Genomic DNA, 15,389 nt, shown 5'->3' with positions numbered 1-15,389 from the left:
AACACACTAGTCGTCCTCTTCCCAGGACGCATCCCACTCAACTGAAATAAACAAATAAACTCATCCGTGGCTTACACGGAAATCATGACAGAGCCTCGAAGTGTTCTACAACCGGAAACGACTCCACAGCAGCCGACCGCCTCGACCAGACGACGCTGAAACAGATCCGCAACCACTACCTCGGCGCCCTCGCCCGCGGCGAGCTCGACAACCACGGCGAACACACCACGCTCGCCGACAAAGCCCGCACCCTGATCGCCCGGTTCAAACGATACGAGAACATGATCCTGAGGTTCGCCACCGATCTCTCAGTGCCCTTCACCAACAACGAAGCAGAAAGATCGTGCAGGCCCGTCAAAATCCAGCGGCGCACCTCCGGCGGCTGCTGGTGCACCCTGCAAGGCCTCACCGACTTCGCCATCGTCCAGTCCTACCTGGACACCGCAACCAAATGGGGACTCGACAAACTCGACGTCCTCCGCCAACTGTTCACTACCGGCGCATGGCTACCACCCGCACTCACACCAGGTGAATAGCTACCAAGTTCCTACAAGACTTACTGTCGACAGATCGAGGAGCTCGTCGTCTGGCGATTCCTTCTCCAAGGGAGACGACGAGAAGCCGTGGAAACAGATAACTACTGACGAGCGGAATCAGAAGAATGGATGATGTGGCAGTGCCAGATGAAACAAATGACCAACGCAAGGAAGGGATTCCCCACTTTCGCAGCTCGCGCATCGTACTGCGGAACAGCAACCCCCGGGACGCAACCATCGAACTCCTGTCGCGACGTCTTGGACTGCGTGAAGTCAGGCGGCTCGACGAGCCGGCATCCTCACGGATCACCCTTGAAATCGTCTGGCAGATCAAGGAAGCGCTGGAGTTCCATTACCTGGAGGATGCAGCCTCGAAGGCAAGTTGCATAGTTACTTCGGGCGATGACCGGGAAGCGGTCGTACAATGGGCGAGCATGGCCTCGTCCTACATCGGCGCCTGGACTGAGCAAGAACTGCTGCATGTCGTCATGGAATCCTCAGATCCGGCGGTTCGAACGCAGTTCCTCCTGCTCGTCGGCCTGGGCTCTCCTGAGGAGTTCGACGATGAATTCTTCTCGGTCATTTCACGCGACTTTGACCACGAGGACCCCATGGTACGTGCAGGCGCAGTATGGGCAGCTTCGTATTCAGCTTGGCACGAGTTCATCCCCGGGTTGCGCGAAGTAGCCGCCAGCGACCCTCAAGATGACGTGCGAGCTACTGCCCGCACCGTGGCCGACATCATCGAGGGAGAGAGCTGAACTGCCTGCTCGGCCTGGTGGCCCTCGTCCTCGGCGGAACCTGGCTCCTCCTCATGCCCCAGGTCTGACGAGCCCGGTGTGAGGATGCGCTCGTTGCCGGGGGTGGCGTTTTCTAGCAGCATCGCGGCGTGACGATTGCTTCCAACGCCCTGGGGGGCGTGTTCCAGTTGACCGCGGACCGCCAGGTCAGCCGGGTCGGGTTCGGCGCGATGCAGCTGGCCGGGCCCGGTGTGTTCGGCCCGCACGCCGACCGCGATCGGGCGATCCGGGTGCTGCGGCGCGCCATCGAGCTGGGCATCGACCACATCGACACCAGCGATTTCTACGGCCCGTGGGTGGTCAACGAGCTGATCGCCGAGGCGCTGCGTCCCTACGGCGACGGCCTGGCGCTGGCCACCAAGATCGGCGCCTACCGCGACCACCAGGGCGGCTGGCTGCCGCTGAACCACCCGGACGCGCTGCGCGCCCAGGTGCACGACAACCTGCGCCGCCTGCAGCTGGAGTCGCTGGACCTGGTCTACCTGCGGCACACGGTCGATCGCGGGATCGCGCTGGCCGATCAGCTCGGCGCGCTGGCGGAGCTGCGCGAGCAAGGGCTGGTGCGCGGCATCGGACTGTCCAATGTGTCCGTCGAGCAGTTCGAGGAAGCGCGGCAGCACGTCGAGATCGCCGCGGTGCAGAACCTGTACAACGTGGTCAACCGGACCTCGGCGGAGCTGCTGGCGAAGGCTGCCGAAGCGGGCGCGGCGTTCGTCCCGTTCTTCCCGCTCGGCTCCGGTTTCGCGGACAGCCGGGCGCGCGAGGACGACGTGCTACGCGGGATCGCCGAGCGCCACGGCGTGACGCAGGCACAGGTTTCCCTGGCCTGGCTGCTGCGCCGCGCGGAGAACATCCTGCTGATCCCGGGCACGTCCTCCCCGGCGCACCTGGAGGAGAACACCGCGGCAGCCACCGTCGAGCTCTCCGACGCCGACGTCGAAGCTCTGAACGCTCTGGTCGCCGAGGGCGAAACCCTCGAAGAAGCGCACTGAGGCGGGTCACCGCGCCGACCGCTCGCGGAACGCAGCGCGGTAGGCGGTCGGCGTGGTGGCGACCCGGCTCGTGAAGTGCCGGCGCAGGGTTGCCGCGGTGCCGAATCCGGCGCGTTCGGCGACCTCCTCGATCGGCAGGTCCGTGGTTTCCAGGAGTTCCTGAGCGCGGTGCACCCGCGCCAGCACCAGCCACTGCAGCGGCGTCGTTCCGGTCTGGTCCCGGAATCGGCGGTTCAGGGTGCGCACGCTCATGTTCGCCCGCCGGGCGATCTCGGTCAGCGACAGATCGAAGTGCAGGTTGTTGCGCATCCAATCCATCGTGGGCTGGAGGCTGCCGCTCGGTGGTTCGAAGGCGATGAACTGCGCTTGCCCGCCCTCGCGGAACGCCGGCATCACGATCAGCCGAGCCGCGCGGGCGGCCAGGGCCGAGCCGTGGTCGCGGCGGATCAGGTGCAGGCACAGGTCCACCCCGGCGCTCACCCCGGCCGAGGTGAGCACCTGTCCGTTGTCGACGAACAGCACCGAAGGGTCGACCTCGACCTGCGGGTGGGCGTCTGCCAGTTGTCGCGCGGCGTTCCAGTGCGTGGTGGCCCGCATGCCGTCCAGCAGCCCCGCCTCGGCGAGCACGAACGCGCCGGTGCAGATCGATGCGATCCGCGCGCCGCGAGCGGCGGCGTCGGTCAGCAGCTCCAGCACTTCCGGTGAAACCGGTCGGGTCCACTCCTTCAGCCCGGGCACCATGATCGTGTCGGCTGCGGCGAGGTCGGCGAGCGCGAACGGTGCGGTGATCCGGAAGCTGGTGGTGCCCACCGCCGTGACCAGGGCGTCCGGTGCGGCGCAGACCCGAACTTCGTAGGGGCTGTCCAGGCCGGGCGGACGGGCCGCTGCGAACACCTGGCACACCGCGGTCAGGTCGAAGCCCACCACGCCGTCGATGACCGCCACGCCAACCACATGCATGGCTAGAAGCTTACGGAAAACGGCATTATCTCCCCTTTTCCGGCACTGCGGCGAAGATCAGAATCGACCGCATGAACAGGCGATCACTGCTTCGCGCCGGTGCGGCCGTCGCCGCGGCCGGCGCTGCCACGACCACCTCCGCGCACGCCGAGCCGTTGCGGCGCAAGCCGTTCCGCGTGCACCTGCTGGTCTTCGACGGCGCCGACGACCTGGACTTCATCGCGCCGAACGAGGTCTTCCAGCACGCCGCGCACGCCGGATTGCCCATCGATGCCGAACTGGTCACCGGTGCCGAACCGGGCATCGTCACCTCCGCGTTCGGCACCAGGTTCGAGGCCGGCGGCTGGGCGCCCCACGAGGCCGACGTGATCGTGGTGGCCGGCGGCGGTTACGGCCTTCCCGAAGGTGGCGTGCCCGGCGAAATCGAGCGAGGTCACCTCCCGGCGGCGTTGCGCGATGCCCGCCGGCCAGGTTTGGTGCTGGCCTCGGTGTGCACCGGAGCGATGCTGCTCTCCGCTGCCGGGATCACCCGTGGTCGGCCGTGCACCACGCACCACATGGCCCAGCAGGACCTCGCGCGGGAGGGTGGCCAGATCATGCCTGGCCGGGTTGTGGATGACGGCGATCTGGTGACCGCTGGTGGCATCACCTCCGGACTGGACCTGGCGCTTTGGCTGGTGGAGCGGGGATTCGGCGCGCAAGCGGCGCTGAAGGTGGAGACGGTGATGGAGTACGAGCGGAGGGGCACCGTCTGGCGTCGATAGCGCGGGTTTCGGCTGGAACTGAGCCACTTTCGCGACTGAGTCCCGGTTCGGACGGCCTCGCCCATTCGTGCCGCGGTGGGTGGCACGGTGGGGCGAACCGGCCTCTCGATCGATACGGAAATCGCATCAGGCTTACGCCCTGAAGGGTGGGGTGGTGTCACCCAGTAGTCTGTTCGACACGCAACGGTGCGAATGCGAGGCAGACGTGACCGAACCAGCCACCACCTGGGTGCCCGAGGACGTCGACGAAGAAGTCCCCAGCGCAGCACGGCTCTACGACTACCTGCTCGATGGCGCGCACAACTTCGCCGCGGATCGCGCGTTAGCGGAGAAGTTCCTCACCGCACTGCCCAGCGCGAGGGACGTCGCCCGGCTCAACAGGGCTTTCCTTCGCCGCGCCGTGGTCTTCATGGGGCAGCACGGCGTCCGGCAGTTCCTCGACGTCGGCTCGGGAATCCCGACGGTCGGCAACGTTCACGAGATCGCCCAGACCGCTGATCCGCAAGCGCGCGTGGTCTACGTGGACTACGAGTCGGTCGCCGTCGCGCACAGCCAGCTGCTGCTTGAGGGCAACGAGCACGCCACCATCCTGCAGGCCGACATGGCCGAGCCCGAGTCGATCCTCGAGCACCCGGAGACCCGGCGGCTGCTGGACTTCGAGCAGCCGATCGGGTTGATCATGGCCGGGGTTTTCCACTTCGTGTCGCACGAGGCCGACGCCCCGGCGATCACCGCCCGCTACCTCGACGCGCTGGCCCCCGGCAGCTTCCTGGCGTTGTCGCACTTCACCGCCGACATCAGCCCGGACGAGATGGCCGGTGTCGTCGAGGTGATGCGGCGCAGCGCCGACCCGATCCACACCCGCACGCACTCCGAGGTCACCGAGCTGTTCAGCGGTTTCGAGCTGGCCGAGCCGGGCGTGGTCGGCACCGCACTCTGGCGGCCGGACCGGCCCGAGCAGGCCGCCGACGAGCCTGGCGGTTCGCAGATCTACGCGGGGGTGGGACGCAAGCGATGAGGTGGGCGCGGAGGCGCGTACCGGTTCCACGATGATGTTAGGAAAGGGTGTGACTGGGGCGGGCGCCCGACGAACGTTGCTGGACGGTTGAGATGAGCGAGGGTACGGCGGACGAGCCGCATCGCGTGCTGGTTCCCCAGCGCCGCGATGGTGGCTGGCGGGCCGAGGTCGCCCGTCGCTGGGCCGCGCAGCTGAGCACTGCCTCCTACATCCCGCTGTCCCGCGCGACCGTCGAGCAGATGCTGGGGGAGCTGGTCGACCGCATCGTCGCGGCGCTGGACGACCCGTCCACCCTGACCGAAACGGGTCGCGACGTCGGTGCCCGGCTGGTGGAGATGCATGCCACCGGCGAGTCCAGCCTGCCGCTGAGCCTGAATCTGCTCCGCGACGCGCTGGTGCAGCGCTTCGGCGACGACGAGGTGCACCGGATGCTGGCGCTGGTCGCGGCGATCGCCGCCGGCTACGCCGCCGCGGACCGGGAGAGCACGTTCGTGCAGCAGGAGACGTTGAAGAAGGCGTTGCTGCGCGCGAAGCTCAAGGCCGACCGGGAGCTGGCGGCCAGCGAGGCGCGGTTCGGCGAGGTGTTCACCACGACGCCGATCGGGGTCGCGATCTGCGACCTGGAGGGCAAGTTCGTCCAGGTGAACCCGGCGTGGGAGCACACCCTGGGCTACCAGGACGAGGCCCTGACGTCGATGACGATCCACGACCTGTTCCACCCCGAGGACGCCGAGTACCTGGCGGCCGCCTACCGGGAGCTGGCCGAGGGCGGCAGCGCTAAGCGCCTCAGCGACCGCAAGCGCCTGCTGCGCACCAACGGCGAGGAAGCCTGGGCGTACCTGGCGGTTTCGGTGCTGCGCGACTCGAACGGCGCGCCCCTCAACTTCGTGACGATGGTCGAGGACATCACCGAACTGCACATGCTGCAGGCCAGGTTCCAGTACCAGGCCTTGCACGACGTGCTGACCGGGCTACCCAACCGGCAGTACTTTTCCACCCGGCTGGAAGCCGCGCTGGTCAACTTCCCGCGCGAGTCCCGGATGACGCTCTACCACTTGGGCCTGGACGGTTTCGAGCTGATCAACGACGGCCTCGGCTACGAGGTCGGCGACCTGGTGATCAAGACGGTGGGGCGGCGGCTGGAGCAGCTGGTCCAGGACGAGGAGGCGCTGGTCGCCCGCTTCGGCGGCACCGAGTTCGCCATCCTGCTGTGGGAGCAGGAGAGGACTCCGCCGGTGCCCGAAGTCGTCCGGCTGATCAACGAGGTGCTCGCCGAGCCCGTCTACGTCGGTGACCAGGGCATCGCGGCCTCGGCGAGCGTCGGCGTGGTGCAGCGGCAGGTGGCCGACGCGGAAGCGTCAACCATGCTGTGGGCCGCCGACGTCGCGCTGCGGCGCGCGGAAGCGGCGGGCAAGCGGCAGTGGGCGCTGTTCGACCCGGACCGGGCGCCGGAGGAGCGGATCGAGTCCAAGCTGGCCGCGGTGATGCCGGGCGGGCTGGAGCAGGGCGAGTTCGACGTGGTCTACCGCCCGATGGTGCGCCTCGACGGCTCCGGGCTGCTCGCGCTGGATGCCGGACTCCGCTGGGACACCGCGGAGAACCCCACGCTGGAGCACGACGAGTGCCTGCGCCTGGCGGAGCGTTCCGGAGTGACGCTGTCCCTGCGGGACTGGATGGTCGACACCGCCTGGCACCAGATGCGCGAGTGGCACACCGACGGGCACCGGGTGCAGTTGACCCTGTCGTTGAGCCCGAACCAGGGCCAGGATCCCGATTTGGCGGCGGTGATCCACCGGGCTCTGGACTCCTGCGACATCGAACCGGAATGGCTGCGGCTGTGCCTGCCGATGGTCGCGATCAGCGGTGACAACGAGGAAACCCGGGACAACGTCCGGTTCCTCAGCAGCCGCGGCATCAAGGTCTCGCTGCACGGCTTCCAAGGATCCCCGGAGGAACTGCGGCTGCTTCGGGAGCTCCCGGTGGACGCGGTGCGCCTAGCTGACGAGGTCGTCGCGATAGTGCACAACGCGGAATCCGTTGACACGCCGGAGGTTCAGGCGATCCGCAGCCTGATCCCGTTGGCCCGCGCGTGCGGTTCGCAGGTGTGGGTCGGCTGCGTGGAAACCGCGGAGCAGGCCGAAGCCTGGCGAGAAATGGGCTGCGAAGTCGCAACAGGCCCCCACTTCGGCGGCCCGCTGTGCTCCTTCGACGTCCCCGATCACCTCCGCGGCGAGGGCTGAGGGGTATCTCCGGAGGGTGTCCTTCAGTGGGATCACACCGGAATCTCGACGATGCTGTTGATCTGCTGGGCGTCCGGGGGAGCCGGCTGCTGCGAGCAGCCCGCTATCGGCAGCGCGACCAGGCTCAAACCCGTTGTGACCAGTGCAATTGCCTGGCGGCGGAACTTCATCGGTGGAACTCCTCGAATCGACCACTGGGTCGAGTCGCGGTGAGGCGTTGCAGAGCTGCGGCTGCTGGCGGTCCCCACGTGGTTTTTCCGCCCGGGCGGCCGTGGACTCCGGCATCGCAGACCGATCCAACGGCGCGGGAACCGCTCGGAAGGCTGGCCCAGGCGCTGCGGAACAGGTATCGGCAAAGGGAGGCGCGGCGCTGTGGCAGGCAGCAAGGTGTGCTCCTTGAGGAGCAGCTCGTCTGCGTCCTGCAACCGTAGCCCCGGTGCGACGGCCGTTGCCGACGTGATCGATGTGGGAAGGGCCCCGCCAGTTGGCGAGGCCCTTCTCCGTCGTCATCGCGTCAGCGCTGGTAGATGGGCTGGGTCTGCGGGTTGAACTCCTCGAACTTGACGCTCTTCGCGTTGTTCGTCCGCGGGTCGTTGATCTCCAGGACGTCCAGGCCGTCCTGGATACCGCTGGAATAGATGTAGCCGTTGTAGTAGTACGCCGACCACGAACCCGAGATCTCGAGCTTGTTCGGGTCGAACGGGGTGCGGTCGAAGTAGCCGATCTCCTGCGGGTTGTTCGAGTCGCTGAAGTCCCACACCGACACGCCGCCCTGGTACCACGCCTGCACCATGTAGTCGCCGCTATTGGTCGGGATCAGCGAACCGTTGTGCGCCACGCAGTTCTCGGTGTCCTCCTGGTGCCGCGGGATCTTGTAGTAGCTGCGGAACTCCAGCTTCGAGTCCGCGCCCGAGCCGACGACGTCGTAGATGCCGTTGGCGCCGCGGGTCGGGCCGGTCTTCTCGTTGCAGGTGGCCGCGCCGCCGCCACCGAGCTCGTCGGTGAAGATGACCTTGGTGCCCTCGTTGTTGAACGTCAATGTTCCGAAGACACAAAGGGGTTGACCAGCAGAATCGGAGAGACGAATGAGTCAGACCCCCACCACGCCCCCGACCGCCGGCCATCACGCGCCAGCGCCGCGCAACGGCTTTGGCATCACCGCGCTTGTCCTGGCGATCGTCGGGGCCGTGTTCGGCCTGATCCCCTTGACGGGGCTCGTCGCGCTTATTCTCGGCGCGTTGGCCGTGCTGTTCGGTCTCCTCGGCGTCGGCCGGGTGCGCCGCGGCGCCGCGACCAACCGTGTCATGACGTGGATCGCGACCGGGCTCGGTGTCGGCGTGGCCGCGCTCGGCATCGTGGGCATCGCGATGATGTTCGCCGCAATCCAGAAGTTCGACAGCGACATGCAGGAGATTGCCGGCATCGCCAACGGGGTTGCCAACGGCGGCACCCCGGTGATTCCTGGCACGCAGACGCCGGACGCCGCGCAAGACGTGAACCTGTCCGGCTGCAGCACGCGCACCGAGTACGGAACCACCACCGTCGAAGCCGACTTGACGGTCACCAACTCGTCGGACCGGTCGGCAAGCTACTGGGTGGTGATCGCGGTTGACGATCCGGTCGGTAACCGGTTGGGCGAGATCTACGCGATCCGCAACGAACTGGGGGCCGGCCAGTCGGCGCAGTTGTCCGGGTGGGACGCGTCAACCATGCTCGGCAGCCGCCCCGGGGCGATCACCTGCCGGGTGGTCGACGTCGACCGGATGGCGTTCTGATGGTGGCGGCCGGCGCATGGCCGTGCGGTGATGTTCCTGCGCGCCCTCTGGCAGACTCCACCGCGGAGCAACGCGCGTAGAGCGTCCGCACGTACAACAGCGCCCGCCTGGTGATACCGGCACCAGGCGGGCGCTGTTGTATTCAGGGTCAGGCGCTGAGGTCGTCGGCCTTCACCGCGGCGACGAATGCCGCCCATTGCTGGCGATCGAACACCAGCGTTCCATACGTGCGATCTTTGGTGTCGCGCACGCCGGTGAACGTCGCATCGGTGCTGAAACCGATCTCAACGCAGTTGCCGTTGTTGGGTCCGCTCCGGCTGGACTTCCGCCAGCCGGACAGTTCCGGGGTGGGCATCGTGAGCCCCCTTCATGGGTGCTTGCTTCGCAGTGTCTCGGCAATCTGCCCGAGCAAGGCCCGCGAGTCGTGATCACTTAGCGTCACCTCGTCAAGCAGTTGCATGATGAGGGTATAGCGGTCGATATCGCCAGGGTCTTCCTGGTAGACCGCGCCTCGTTCGTTGTCGACGTAGACGAACGCGGGCGCAGGTTCATCCGGAAACTGCATCATGACGAACGAGCCCGTCATGGCGGCATGTGCACCGGCCGAGAAGGGGAGGACTCGAATAGTCACGTGATCGAGCTTCGAGGCTTCCGCCAGGTGGTACAGCTGTTCGCGCATGACCTCGGGGCCGCCAACGACGCGGCGGACTACGGCTTCGTTCAAATAGACATGCAGGCGCGGCGGTTGCTCGCCGTCGAGGCGTGATTGCCTTTCGCGCCGCAGTTGAACCGAACTCGCGATCTCTTCATCGGTGATGGCCGGCAGGCTCGCACGGCTGATCGCCTCCATGTAGGCAGGTGTTTGTAGCAGGCCAGGGACGAACTCCGCTTCGTAGTTCCAGAGGTCGGCGGCATCGGCCTCGAATCCTACGAGCTTGCGCGCCCATTCTGGCAGCGTGCCGCGGTAGGTCGCCCACCAGCCACGTTGGTTCGCGTCCCTCGCGAGCCGCAGCAAGGTATCTACGACATCGGCATCAACGCCGTACAGCTGGCACAGCAATCGAACGTGCGGGGCCTTGATGGCCTGTTGGCCGAGCTCGATCTTGCTGATCGTCTGTTGACTCATTTCGAGCCAGTCGGCAGCGTCCTCGCGTTCCTTGCCTGCGTCCTTGCGTAGCTGACGCAACATCGCGCCGAGCTGGCGACGACGGACGCTCGGTCCTGGGCGACGGACGCTCGATCCTGGGCGTTTCGCCACGGGAAGACCTCCACAGCTGGTGAATCGGGCGAGTGCAGTTTGGCACGACAAAGGGCATGTGCGGCGCTCGTCTAATCGAGTGATCTCCAGGCGCGAGTCATTCAAGCGCGTTGTTGTAGGCGCGCGCCTATGCGAGAGTGCCTGCAGCGTGGTTGATCGCTAACCCAGCGTGGTTGACCGTCCCGGTCGATCTGGCCCCGAGGTGATGATCATGACTTTCGAGACTCTGGCCGAGTCGCGCCCGCGTTGCTCCAACAGTGCGGAAACGCTGCGACCGCGCCGGGGGCACGCGGCGTGGCGAGACGGTGAGAGCCGTCCCGTCTCGCGCGCCGTGGTGCCGTGTTCAAATCCCGACCGTGGTCCAGCTGTGCCGGTCACAGCCGGCCGGGCGCGGGTGGTGGCGTGATGTACCGGCCGCATCCGTTTAGCTGGACACCTGGCGGGGGCCTGCGGCACGCAACGAGCGACGAGCACCCGGCCGGCGGGTGGCGCGACGACGACAAGGTCACGACGTTGTGCGGCCGGCCGATCGGCGTCGACACAAGCGAACTCGCGTGGTTGTGGGACACGTGCCCGGACTGCAACACGGCGGCGCACGTGCTCGCCGGCTGCCCGATGCCGCCGGTGGTGAGTGCGCGATGAGCCAGCAGACGCAACCGCAACTGCACGAGCTGTTGGTACGGACCTCGGTTGCGCTCGAGGACCTCGCCGACAACGTGCGAGAGCAGACCGTCACCGACAAGCAGTTCGCCGAGCACGCGGCGTTGCTGTACGAAATCGCTGAGCTGTTGCAGGACCGGAGCGCGGCTTACGTTCCTCCCCGCGTGATCGACACTGAGAGGGCGGACCAGTGATCACCGTTCTGATCGCGGCCGTGACGGTCGCTCTTGTGCTCGCCGCGTTGTGGGCGGTGCGCCAATTTGGCGAGTTCGGCAAGCACGCCAGCTCCGGCGAGGGCGCGTTGACGGTGCAACAGCTGCTCGCCCAGGCCGACGCCGAGGATGAGCCCGGTGGCCGGCACCGGCTCCGCGAACCGGTCGTGATTCGTGGCGACTTGGCCGACGACCTCGCGGTGGTGGAAACGCGGCTTCTGTCACGCGCTGCGGCCGGGTTGCCGTTCGATGACCCCGACATCATGGCGACCCACCGGTGGACGTTGCGCCATCTCCTTGTCGGCCTTCAGAACTTGTAGAGCTCGGCGGAGGCATCGCGCCGCCTTCCCTTCCTGGGCCGGTGCCTTCGCCGAAACCACGTGCCCGTACCGCTGACCCCCAGGGCGGCCGGGCACCCCGATGGTCGGGCCGGCGACGCCGCCCGGCGCCACCCGGCCATCTACCGCCCCCGGCGCGACGCTGCCAGGCAACCAGGGCCGGACCTATAGCACGGCAGGTCCGGTTTTGGGCAGCGGGGTCAACGCGCGGCAACGCCGCAACCGACCCGACCGCGCCGGGGGCGCTCCCCGAGAAAAGCCGCCCCGGTGCCGAACCCCCGAACGGCACCGGGGCATGCGGGCCGCCTGGTGCGTCGCCCCTCGGCACACCAGGGGAATCGACCACTGTGGACCTGAGAGGAGGTGACCGATGTCGGACAATCCGGAACCCGAGGAGGAGACCGAGGAAGAGCCGAGCGAGCGCCCGGTTTACGACTCGAACAGCGTGCCGCACTGGAGTGTCGGCCCGCAGCTGTGACCAAGCAGTCGATGACGGCTGGAGGAGGTGAACCAGTGGAAGGCGACCCGGAGACCGAAGAGGACGACGAACAGCAGGACGGCGAAACGGCGACCAAATACGACCACCTATGGAAGCAGTGGTGAGCCTGCCGCAGCACGGTCTGTCTATTGCGGACAGTGGGCGAGGTTGCGGAGGTAGAGCCGCAACGGTGTTGCGGCAGTGAGGAGAGGGATGTTCGACCCCGATGGTTGGTCGCGGCGGGGCGTGCACTGGCACGCCTACGTCGAAGCTCGGGACGCGGACGCGGCCGAACACTCAGTGCGTGAATACCGGCTCGCCGAGACGCCGGCCGCAGTGTTCCGCACGCCCGACGCCGTCGCCGAGTGGATTGCCGCGATGACGCGAAAGCATGCGCACCCCGAACGGGTGCGGCTGATCGGGCCGCCCGCGGTCGGTGACGGGCATGTCGGCGACGACGGGCACGTCGAGCACGATCTCGCCGCGAACCTCGACGTTCTATCGCGGGGCGACTCCCTGTATCTCGATTTCGCTCGTGAATCCGACCGCTTGCACCTCTGGGTCGAGGCGGTCACGGCCGACGACTGCACGGAGGTGCACAACCATCAGGAGTAGAAAGCATGGCGGTACCCACCGCGCAAGAGATCAACCGTCCGGGCCTGCTCGACGAGCTCGCCGAGTACCTGCTCGACCAGGTCGTCGACGTGTCGACGCCGGTCGAGGTGCCAGACAGCCCAGCGCCGTTGGTGGGGCAGACCTGCCCCAACTGCCAATCGCCGATGATCCCGATTCAGGGCGGCGGATGGGCCTGCCCGAAGTGCTAGGTGCGCCGACCAGGAGGGGCAATCTCCCGGTCGACGCGGCGGGTAACTGAGCCAGCCACCCGCCGGACACGGTAGCCGTCGACCTGCCAACGACGCCAGGTCGACGGCTACCCCAAAACGACGAAAGCGCCCCGCACCCGACGACCGGGTGCGGGGCGCTTCGTGTTCATCCACGCGGGGGCGTGGAGTCTGCCGCGGTGTCCGCGGCGTGCCGGCCAGTGCTGGCCGGTGGGTAGGTGGGCGGCGTGTTGCTGCCGAGCAGAATCCGCGTCAGCAGCGGCGACATGTGCGGCTCGAGCCGGCGCAAACCGGCGTAAACCGCGGCGAGCACCAGCGGCACGACCAGCGTCGGGCCGGCGTCGCCGAGCGCGTCGACGAGCCATGCCGGGGCGCCGAGCGTGACCACGTAGGCCACCAGGGCAGCCCACGCGGCCGGAACGGTCGTGCGGAGCCATGAGGTCAGTTGGTCAGACACGGGGCGTCTCCTGTCCTGCCAGGCGTGCGGCGATGCGGTCGACGATCGCGTCGGCCTGGTCCTCGTTGTCGGTCCCGATCGCGTCGAGCACGGCGTCGCGGATGACCGGGCCGGCGGCCTCGGCGATGACCGGGCGCAGTGCTTCGGCGACCGCGGCCGGGTCGGTACGACCGGCGGCGTTGATCACCGCCGGGAGCTGGAAGACGAGACCGTCGATGTTGCGCACGGCCTCGATTGCGGAGAGCTTGATCTTGCTGTTGGGGTCGGGGTAGCGGCTGAGCTGTGGGGCGAGCAGCGCGTTGTGCAGGTCAACCAGCATCGCGACCACGGTCCGCGGTCCGATGGTGGTGCCCCATCCACTGATCTCGCCCTTGCCGCCGCGGGGGCCGAACAGCTCATGATGGATCTCGGAGAGCTGGCGGGACTGTTCCGGGGTCAAGTCGTCTACCTCCGTTGGTGGCGAGGGGGTTGGGGTGCTGCCGAAGCTCGGCAGGTTCCAGGGGCGCGGGTCGTCGGCGAGTCGGATGTCGGCGTGCACGCTGATGTGGAAGTGCTTGCGGTGCGGATTGCTGCCGCTGTAGGGCATCCACTTCCACGGGTTGTTCCCGGGCCGGCTGTCCAGGATCAGGCCGTTTCCGATCAGGTATTTGATGCGCGGGTCGCGGCTGGCGGCGAGTTCGTCGGTGAGCCGGTCGAGATCCATGCCGTTGGTCGGGTCGTGCGTGAAGTCGCGGGCGGTGACCAACATGAGCCCGTCGGCGGCCGGCCCGACCCACGGGTTGTGGTCGCTGCTGCGGGAGGCGTGCGCGGCGTCGCCGATGCCGCCGTCGGATGCCGTCGAGCGGTCCGGGTATCGGGCGTTGAACTGCTGACGGAGGGTTTCCAGGCTGCGCGCTACGCGCCATGCCATGCGATCACCTCGGTTTCGTGGGTGTGATTGGGGTTGTGGATCCGGGCTCGACGCAACCGACTCCCTCGTACGTGCTGCCGTTGCCGGGGGCGAGGTACAGCACGGGGCGGAGTTCGTAGCCGTCTGGGCATGTGGGGCCGGGCGCGCCCTGTTTGCCCTGCGGCCCGGGTGGTAGTGGTCCGGCGTCCTCGGTGGTCCCGTCGTCGTAGGTGACGACCAGCCGGCCACCGGTGGTGTCGGTCGAGGTGATGCCGCGGCCGGCGGGCCCGACGACGCGGCCGAGGTTTTCGCGGGTGCCGTCGGTGAAGGTGACGACCAGGTCGACGCCGTCGATTGCGGTGCCTGCGACACCGCGCCCGTTGTTCCCGTCGACGCCGTCGCGTCCGCCGGGGCCCTGTTCCCCGGTGGGGCCGGCTGGTCCGGTGGGGCCGACGACCGGGCCGACGTCGCGGGCGGTTCCGTCGGTGTAGGACACGACCAGCCGGCCGGCGGTGATGCTGGTCTGCGTGATGCCGCGCCCGTCGGCACCGTCGCTCGGCGCCGGCGCCGGCTCGCGCTTGACCTGGTCGGCGGTCACGCATGCGGCGCCGAGTTTGGCTGCGGTGTCGCCACCTTGCGCGCACGCGCGGGCGACGTCGTCGGCGAGCTGGTCGAGCGTGCGTTCAGCAACGTCGGCGCGGCCGGCCTGGTGCTCGGCGACCTGCGAGCGGTCGCCGAGCGACCAGGTCAGCCACGCCACCCACGCGACGACGAGCACCAGGACCAGGGCGCGGGCGCGCTTCCATGTGAGCCACTGTGGACGGATCATGTGCCGGCCTCCCGTCGCGCTGTGGCCGCGGCGTCTTCGGCGTGCCAGCGGGCGCGGCGTTCCTCGTCGAGCTTGTGCGCGAGCTCGTCGGTTCGTTTCTCCTGTGCGTCGAGTCGTTCGCGGAGCTCGGCGACTTCGGCGTCGTGCGCGGTGCGGATCCGCTCGAGCTCGGTGGCGTGCCGGGCTTCGGCGTCGGCGAGCGCGGTTCGGTAGTCGGTGCGGTCCGTGGTGGCGTGGCGCATGAAGTAGGCGAGGAATGCGAGCAGTACGCCGCCGATGCCGGCCTGTGGGGCGACGGATGCCAGGATGCCGGCGACGTCCACGCGGGTGCCCCTTTCGTT

Annotated in this window: 19 protein-coding genes and 2 pseudogenes; 12 read left to right on the top strand and 9 right to left on the bottom strand. The window is 67.8% G+C overall.

The features are described 5' to 3' along the window. Positions 1-161: 161 nt before the first annotated feature. From ACWCO2_RS18565 to ACWCO2_RS18555, 3 genes and pseudogenes are all read left to right on the top strand, one after another. A pseudogene (locus ACWCO2_RS18565) lies at positions 162-536 on the top strand (IS66 family transposase); the annotation flags it as partial. Between the two features lie 125 nt (positions 537-661). Then, positions 662-1,297 carry a HEAT repeat domain-containing protein gene (locus ACWCO2_RS18560; RefSeq protein WP_450128966.1) on the top strand — a complete coding sequence of 212 codons (636 nt, stop codon included), beginning with the start codon at positions 662-664 and terminating at the stop codon, positions 1,295-1,297. Between the two features lie 128 nt (positions 1,298-1,425). Further along, the gene (locus tag ACWCO2_RS18555) at positions 1,426-2,328 is read left to right on the top strand and encodes an oxidoreductase (protein WP_450128965.1); all 903 of its coding nucleotides are present in this window, start codon (positions 1,426-1,428) and stop codon (positions 2,326-2,328) included. 6 nt (positions 2,329-2,334) lie between these two features. Here the strand turns inward: ACWCO2_RS18555 and ACWCO2_RS18550 are convergent, their stop codons facing one another. Next, on the bottom strand, positions 2,335-3,288 hold the full coding sequence (locus ACWCO2_RS18550; protein WP_450128964.1) for a GlxA family transcriptional regulator: 954 nt from the start codon (positions 3,286-3,288) through the stop codon (positions 2,335-2,337). 71 nt (positions 3,289-3,359) lie between these two features. Between ACWCO2_RS18550 and ACWCO2_RS18545 the strand changes: the two genes are divergently transcribed. From ACWCO2_RS18545 to ACWCO2_RS18535, 3 genes are all read left to right on the top strand, one after another. Further along, complete coding sequence (locus ACWCO2_RS18545; protein ID WP_450128963.1) at positions 3,360-4,052, top strand: DJ-1/PfpI family protein; 693 nt, start codon at positions 3,360-3,362, stop codon at positions 4,050-4,052. Positions 4,053-4,257: 205 nt separating this feature from the next. Continuing rightward, the gene (locus ACWCO2_RS18540) at positions 4,258-5,070 is read left to right on the top strand and encodes an SAM-dependent methyltransferase (RefSeq protein WP_450128962.1); all 813 of its coding nucleotides are present in this window, start codon (positions 4,258-4,260) and stop codon (positions 5,068-5,070) included. 92 nt (positions 5,071-5,162) lie between these two features. Further along, positions 5,163-7,310 (top strand): putative bifunctional diguanylate cyclase/phosphodiesterase, encoded by a 2,148-nt coding sequence (locus ACWCO2_RS18535; protein WP_450128961.1) that lies wholly within the window; start codon positions 5,163-5,165, stop codon positions 7,308-7,310. 32 nt (positions 7,311-7,342) lie between these two features. Here the strand turns inward: ACWCO2_RS18535 and ACWCO2_RS18530 are convergent, their stop codons facing one another. Together ACWCO2_RS18530 and ACWCO2_RS18525 are read right to left on the bottom strand one after the other, a co-directional pair. Beyond that, on the bottom strand, positions 7,343-7,480 hold the full coding sequence (locus tag ACWCO2_RS18530) for a hypothetical protein (RefSeq protein ID WP_450128960.1): 138 nt from the start codon (positions 7,478-7,480) through the stop codon (positions 7,343-7,345). A 344-nt stretch (positions 7,481-7,824) separates the two neighbouring features. Further along, a pseudogene (locus tag ACWCO2_RS18525) lies at positions 7,825-8,346 on the bottom strand (hypothetical protein); the annotation flags it as partial. 49 nt (positions 8,347-8,395) lie between these two features. Here ACWCO2_RS18525 and ACWCO2_RS18520 point away from each other — a divergent pair. Further along, positions 8,396-9,085, top strand: coding sequence for a hypothetical protein (locus tag ACWCO2_RS18520; RefSeq protein ID WP_450128959.1), 690 nt, complete (start codon positions 8,396-8,398; stop codon positions 9,083-9,085). A 148-nt stretch (positions 9,086-9,233) separates the two neighbouring features. Here ACWCO2_RS18520 and ACWCO2_RS18515 read toward each other — a convergent pair whose 3' ends face one another. After that, a complete protein-coding gene (locus ACWCO2_RS18515) occupies positions 9,234-9,440 on the bottom strand; it encodes a DUF397 domain-containing protein (protein ID WP_450128958.1) in 207 nt (68 codons plus the stop codon). 12 nt (positions 9,441-9,452) lie between these two features. Beyond that, on the bottom strand, positions 9,453-10,274 hold the full coding sequence (locus tag ACWCO2_RS18510; RefSeq protein WP_450128957.1) for a helix-turn-helix domain-containing protein: 822 nt from the start codon (positions 10,272-10,274) through the stop codon (positions 9,453-9,455). Positions 10,275-10,748: 474 nt separating this feature from the next. On the opposite strand from ACWCO2_RS18510, the gene ACWCO2_RS18505 reads away from it, so the two are divergent. The 5 genes from ACWCO2_RS18505 (at position 10,749) to ACWCO2_RS18485 (ending at position 12,855) form a co-directional block, all read left to right on the top strand. After that, entirely contained in the window at positions 10,749-10,985 is a 237-nt protein-coding gene (locus ACWCO2_RS18505) for a zinc finger protein (RefSeq protein WP_450128956.1), read from the top strand. Beyond that, positions 10,982-11,197, top strand: coding sequence for a hypothetical protein (locus tag ACWCO2_RS18500; protein WP_450128955.1), 216 nt, complete (start codon positions 10,982-10,984; stop codon positions 11,195-11,197). Before ACWCO2_RS18505 ends, ACWCO2_RS18500 begins: the two co-directional genes overlap by 4 nt. Then, entirely contained in the window at positions 11,194-11,535 is a 342-nt protein-coding gene (locus ACWCO2_RS18495) for a hypothetical protein (RefSeq protein WP_450128954.1), read from the top strand. The genes ACWCO2_RS18500 and ACWCO2_RS18495 overlap by 4 nt, the downstream gene beginning before the upstream one ends. Positions 11,536-12,244: 709 nt before the next feature. Further along, positions 12,245-12,646 carry a hypothetical protein gene (locus tag ACWCO2_RS18490; protein ID WP_450128953.1) on the top strand — a complete coding sequence of 134 codons (402 nt, stop codon included), beginning with the start codon at positions 12,245-12,247 and terminating at the stop codon, positions 12,644-12,646. A gap of 5 nt (positions 12,647-12,651) precedes the next feature. After that, positions 12,652-12,855: a hypothetical protein gene (locus tag ACWCO2_RS18485; protein ID WP_450128952.1), complete on the top strand. Its 204-nt coding sequence runs from the start codon at positions 12,652-12,654 to the stop codon at positions 12,853-12,855. Positions 12,856-13,021: 166 nt separating this feature from the next. On the opposite strand, the gene ACWCO2_RS18480 is transcribed toward ACWCO2_RS18485, so the two are convergent. The 4 genes from ACWCO2_RS18480 to ACWCO2_RS18465 are packed head-to-tail and all read right to left on the bottom strand — an operon-like array spanning position 13,022 to position 15,371. Further along, positions 13,022-13,330, bottom strand: a complete 309-nt coding sequence (locus tag ACWCO2_RS18480) for a hypothetical protein (RefSeq protein WP_450128951.1) — start codon at positions 13,328-13,330, stop codon at positions 13,022-13,024. After that, the gene (locus ACWCO2_RS18475; protein ID WP_450128950.1) at positions 13,323-14,240 is read right to left on the bottom strand and encodes a hypothetical protein; all 918 of its coding nucleotides are present in this window, start codon (positions 14,238-14,240) and stop codon (positions 13,323-13,325) included. Before ACWCO2_RS18475 ends, ACWCO2_RS18480 begins: the two co-directional genes overlap by 8 nt. A 4-nt stretch (positions 14,241-14,244) precedes the next feature. Beyond that, positions 14,245-15,048, bottom strand: a complete 804-nt coding sequence (locus ACWCO2_RS18470) for a hypothetical protein (protein WP_450128949.1) — start codon at positions 15,046-15,048, stop codon at positions 14,245-14,247. Continuing rightward, positions 15,045-15,371: a hypothetical protein gene (locus ACWCO2_RS18465; protein WP_450128948.1), complete on the bottom strand. Its 327-nt coding sequence runs from the start codon at positions 15,369-15,371 to the stop codon at positions 15,045-15,047. Before ACWCO2_RS18465 ends, ACWCO2_RS18470 begins: the two co-directional genes overlap by 4 nt. Positions 15,372-15,389 lie beyond the last annotated feature (18 nt).

The sequence above is a fragment of the Saccharopolyspora sp. NPDC002376 genome (assembly GCF_053593195.1).
This window is presented reverse-complemented; position numbering and strand designations above follow the sequence as displayed.

Coding starts and splice junctions, on each gene's coding strand:
- ACWCO2_RS18560 (WP_450128966.1), top strand. CDS start 662: ATGGATGATGTGGCAGTGCCAGATGAAACAAATGACCAACGCAAGGAA.
- ACWCO2_RS18550 (WP_450128964.1), bottom strand. CDS start 3,288: ATGCATGTGGTTGGCGTGGCGGTCATCGACGGCGTGGTGGGCTTCGAC.
- ACWCO2_RS18545 (WP_450128963.1), top strand. CDS start 3,360: ATGAACAGGCGATCACTGCTTCGCGCCGGTGCGGCCGTCGCCGCGGCC.
- ACWCO2_RS18535 (WP_450128961.1), top strand. CDS start 5,163: ATGAGCGAGGGTACGGCGGACGAGCCGCATCGCGTGCTGGTTCCCCAG.
- ACWCO2_RS18530 (WP_450128960.1), bottom strand. CDS start 7,480: ATGAAGTTCCGCCGCCAGGCAATTGCACTGGTCACAACGGGTTTGAGC.
- ACWCO2_RS18520 (WP_450128959.1), top strand. CDS start 8,396: ATGAGTCAGACCCCCACCACGCCCCCGACCGCCGGCCATCACGCGCCA.
- ACWCO2_RS18515 (WP_450128958.1), bottom strand. CDS start 9,440: ATGCCCACCCCGGAACTGTCCGGCTGGCGGAAGTCCAGCCGGAGCGGA.
- ACWCO2_RS18510 (WP_450128957.1), bottom strand. CDS start 10,274: ATGTTGCGTCAGCTACGCAAGGACGCAGGCAAGGAACGCGAGGACGCT.
- ACWCO2_RS18505 (WP_450128956.1), top strand. CDS start 10,749: ATGTACCGGCCGCATCCGTTTAGCTGGACACCTGGCGGGGGCCTGCGG.
- ACWCO2_RS18500 (WP_450128955.1), top strand. CDS start 10,982: ATGAGCCAGCAGACGCAACCGCAACTGCACGAGCTGTTGGTACGGACC.
- ACWCO2_RS18490 (WP_450128953.1), top strand. CDS start 12,245: ATGTTCGACCCCGATGGTTGGTCGCGGCGGGGCGTGCACTGGCACGCC.
- ACWCO2_RS18485 (WP_450128952.1), top strand. CDS start 12,652: ATGGCGGTACCCACCGCGCAAGAGATCAACCGTCCGGGCCTGCTCGAC.
- ACWCO2_RS18475 (WP_450128950.1), bottom strand. CDS start 14,240: ATGGCATGGCGCGTAGCGCGCAGCCTGGAAACCCTCCGTCAGCAGTTC.
- ACWCO2_RS18470 (WP_450128949.1), bottom strand. CDS start 15,048: ATGATCCGTCCACAGTGGCTCACATGGAAGCGCGCCCGCGCCCTGGTC.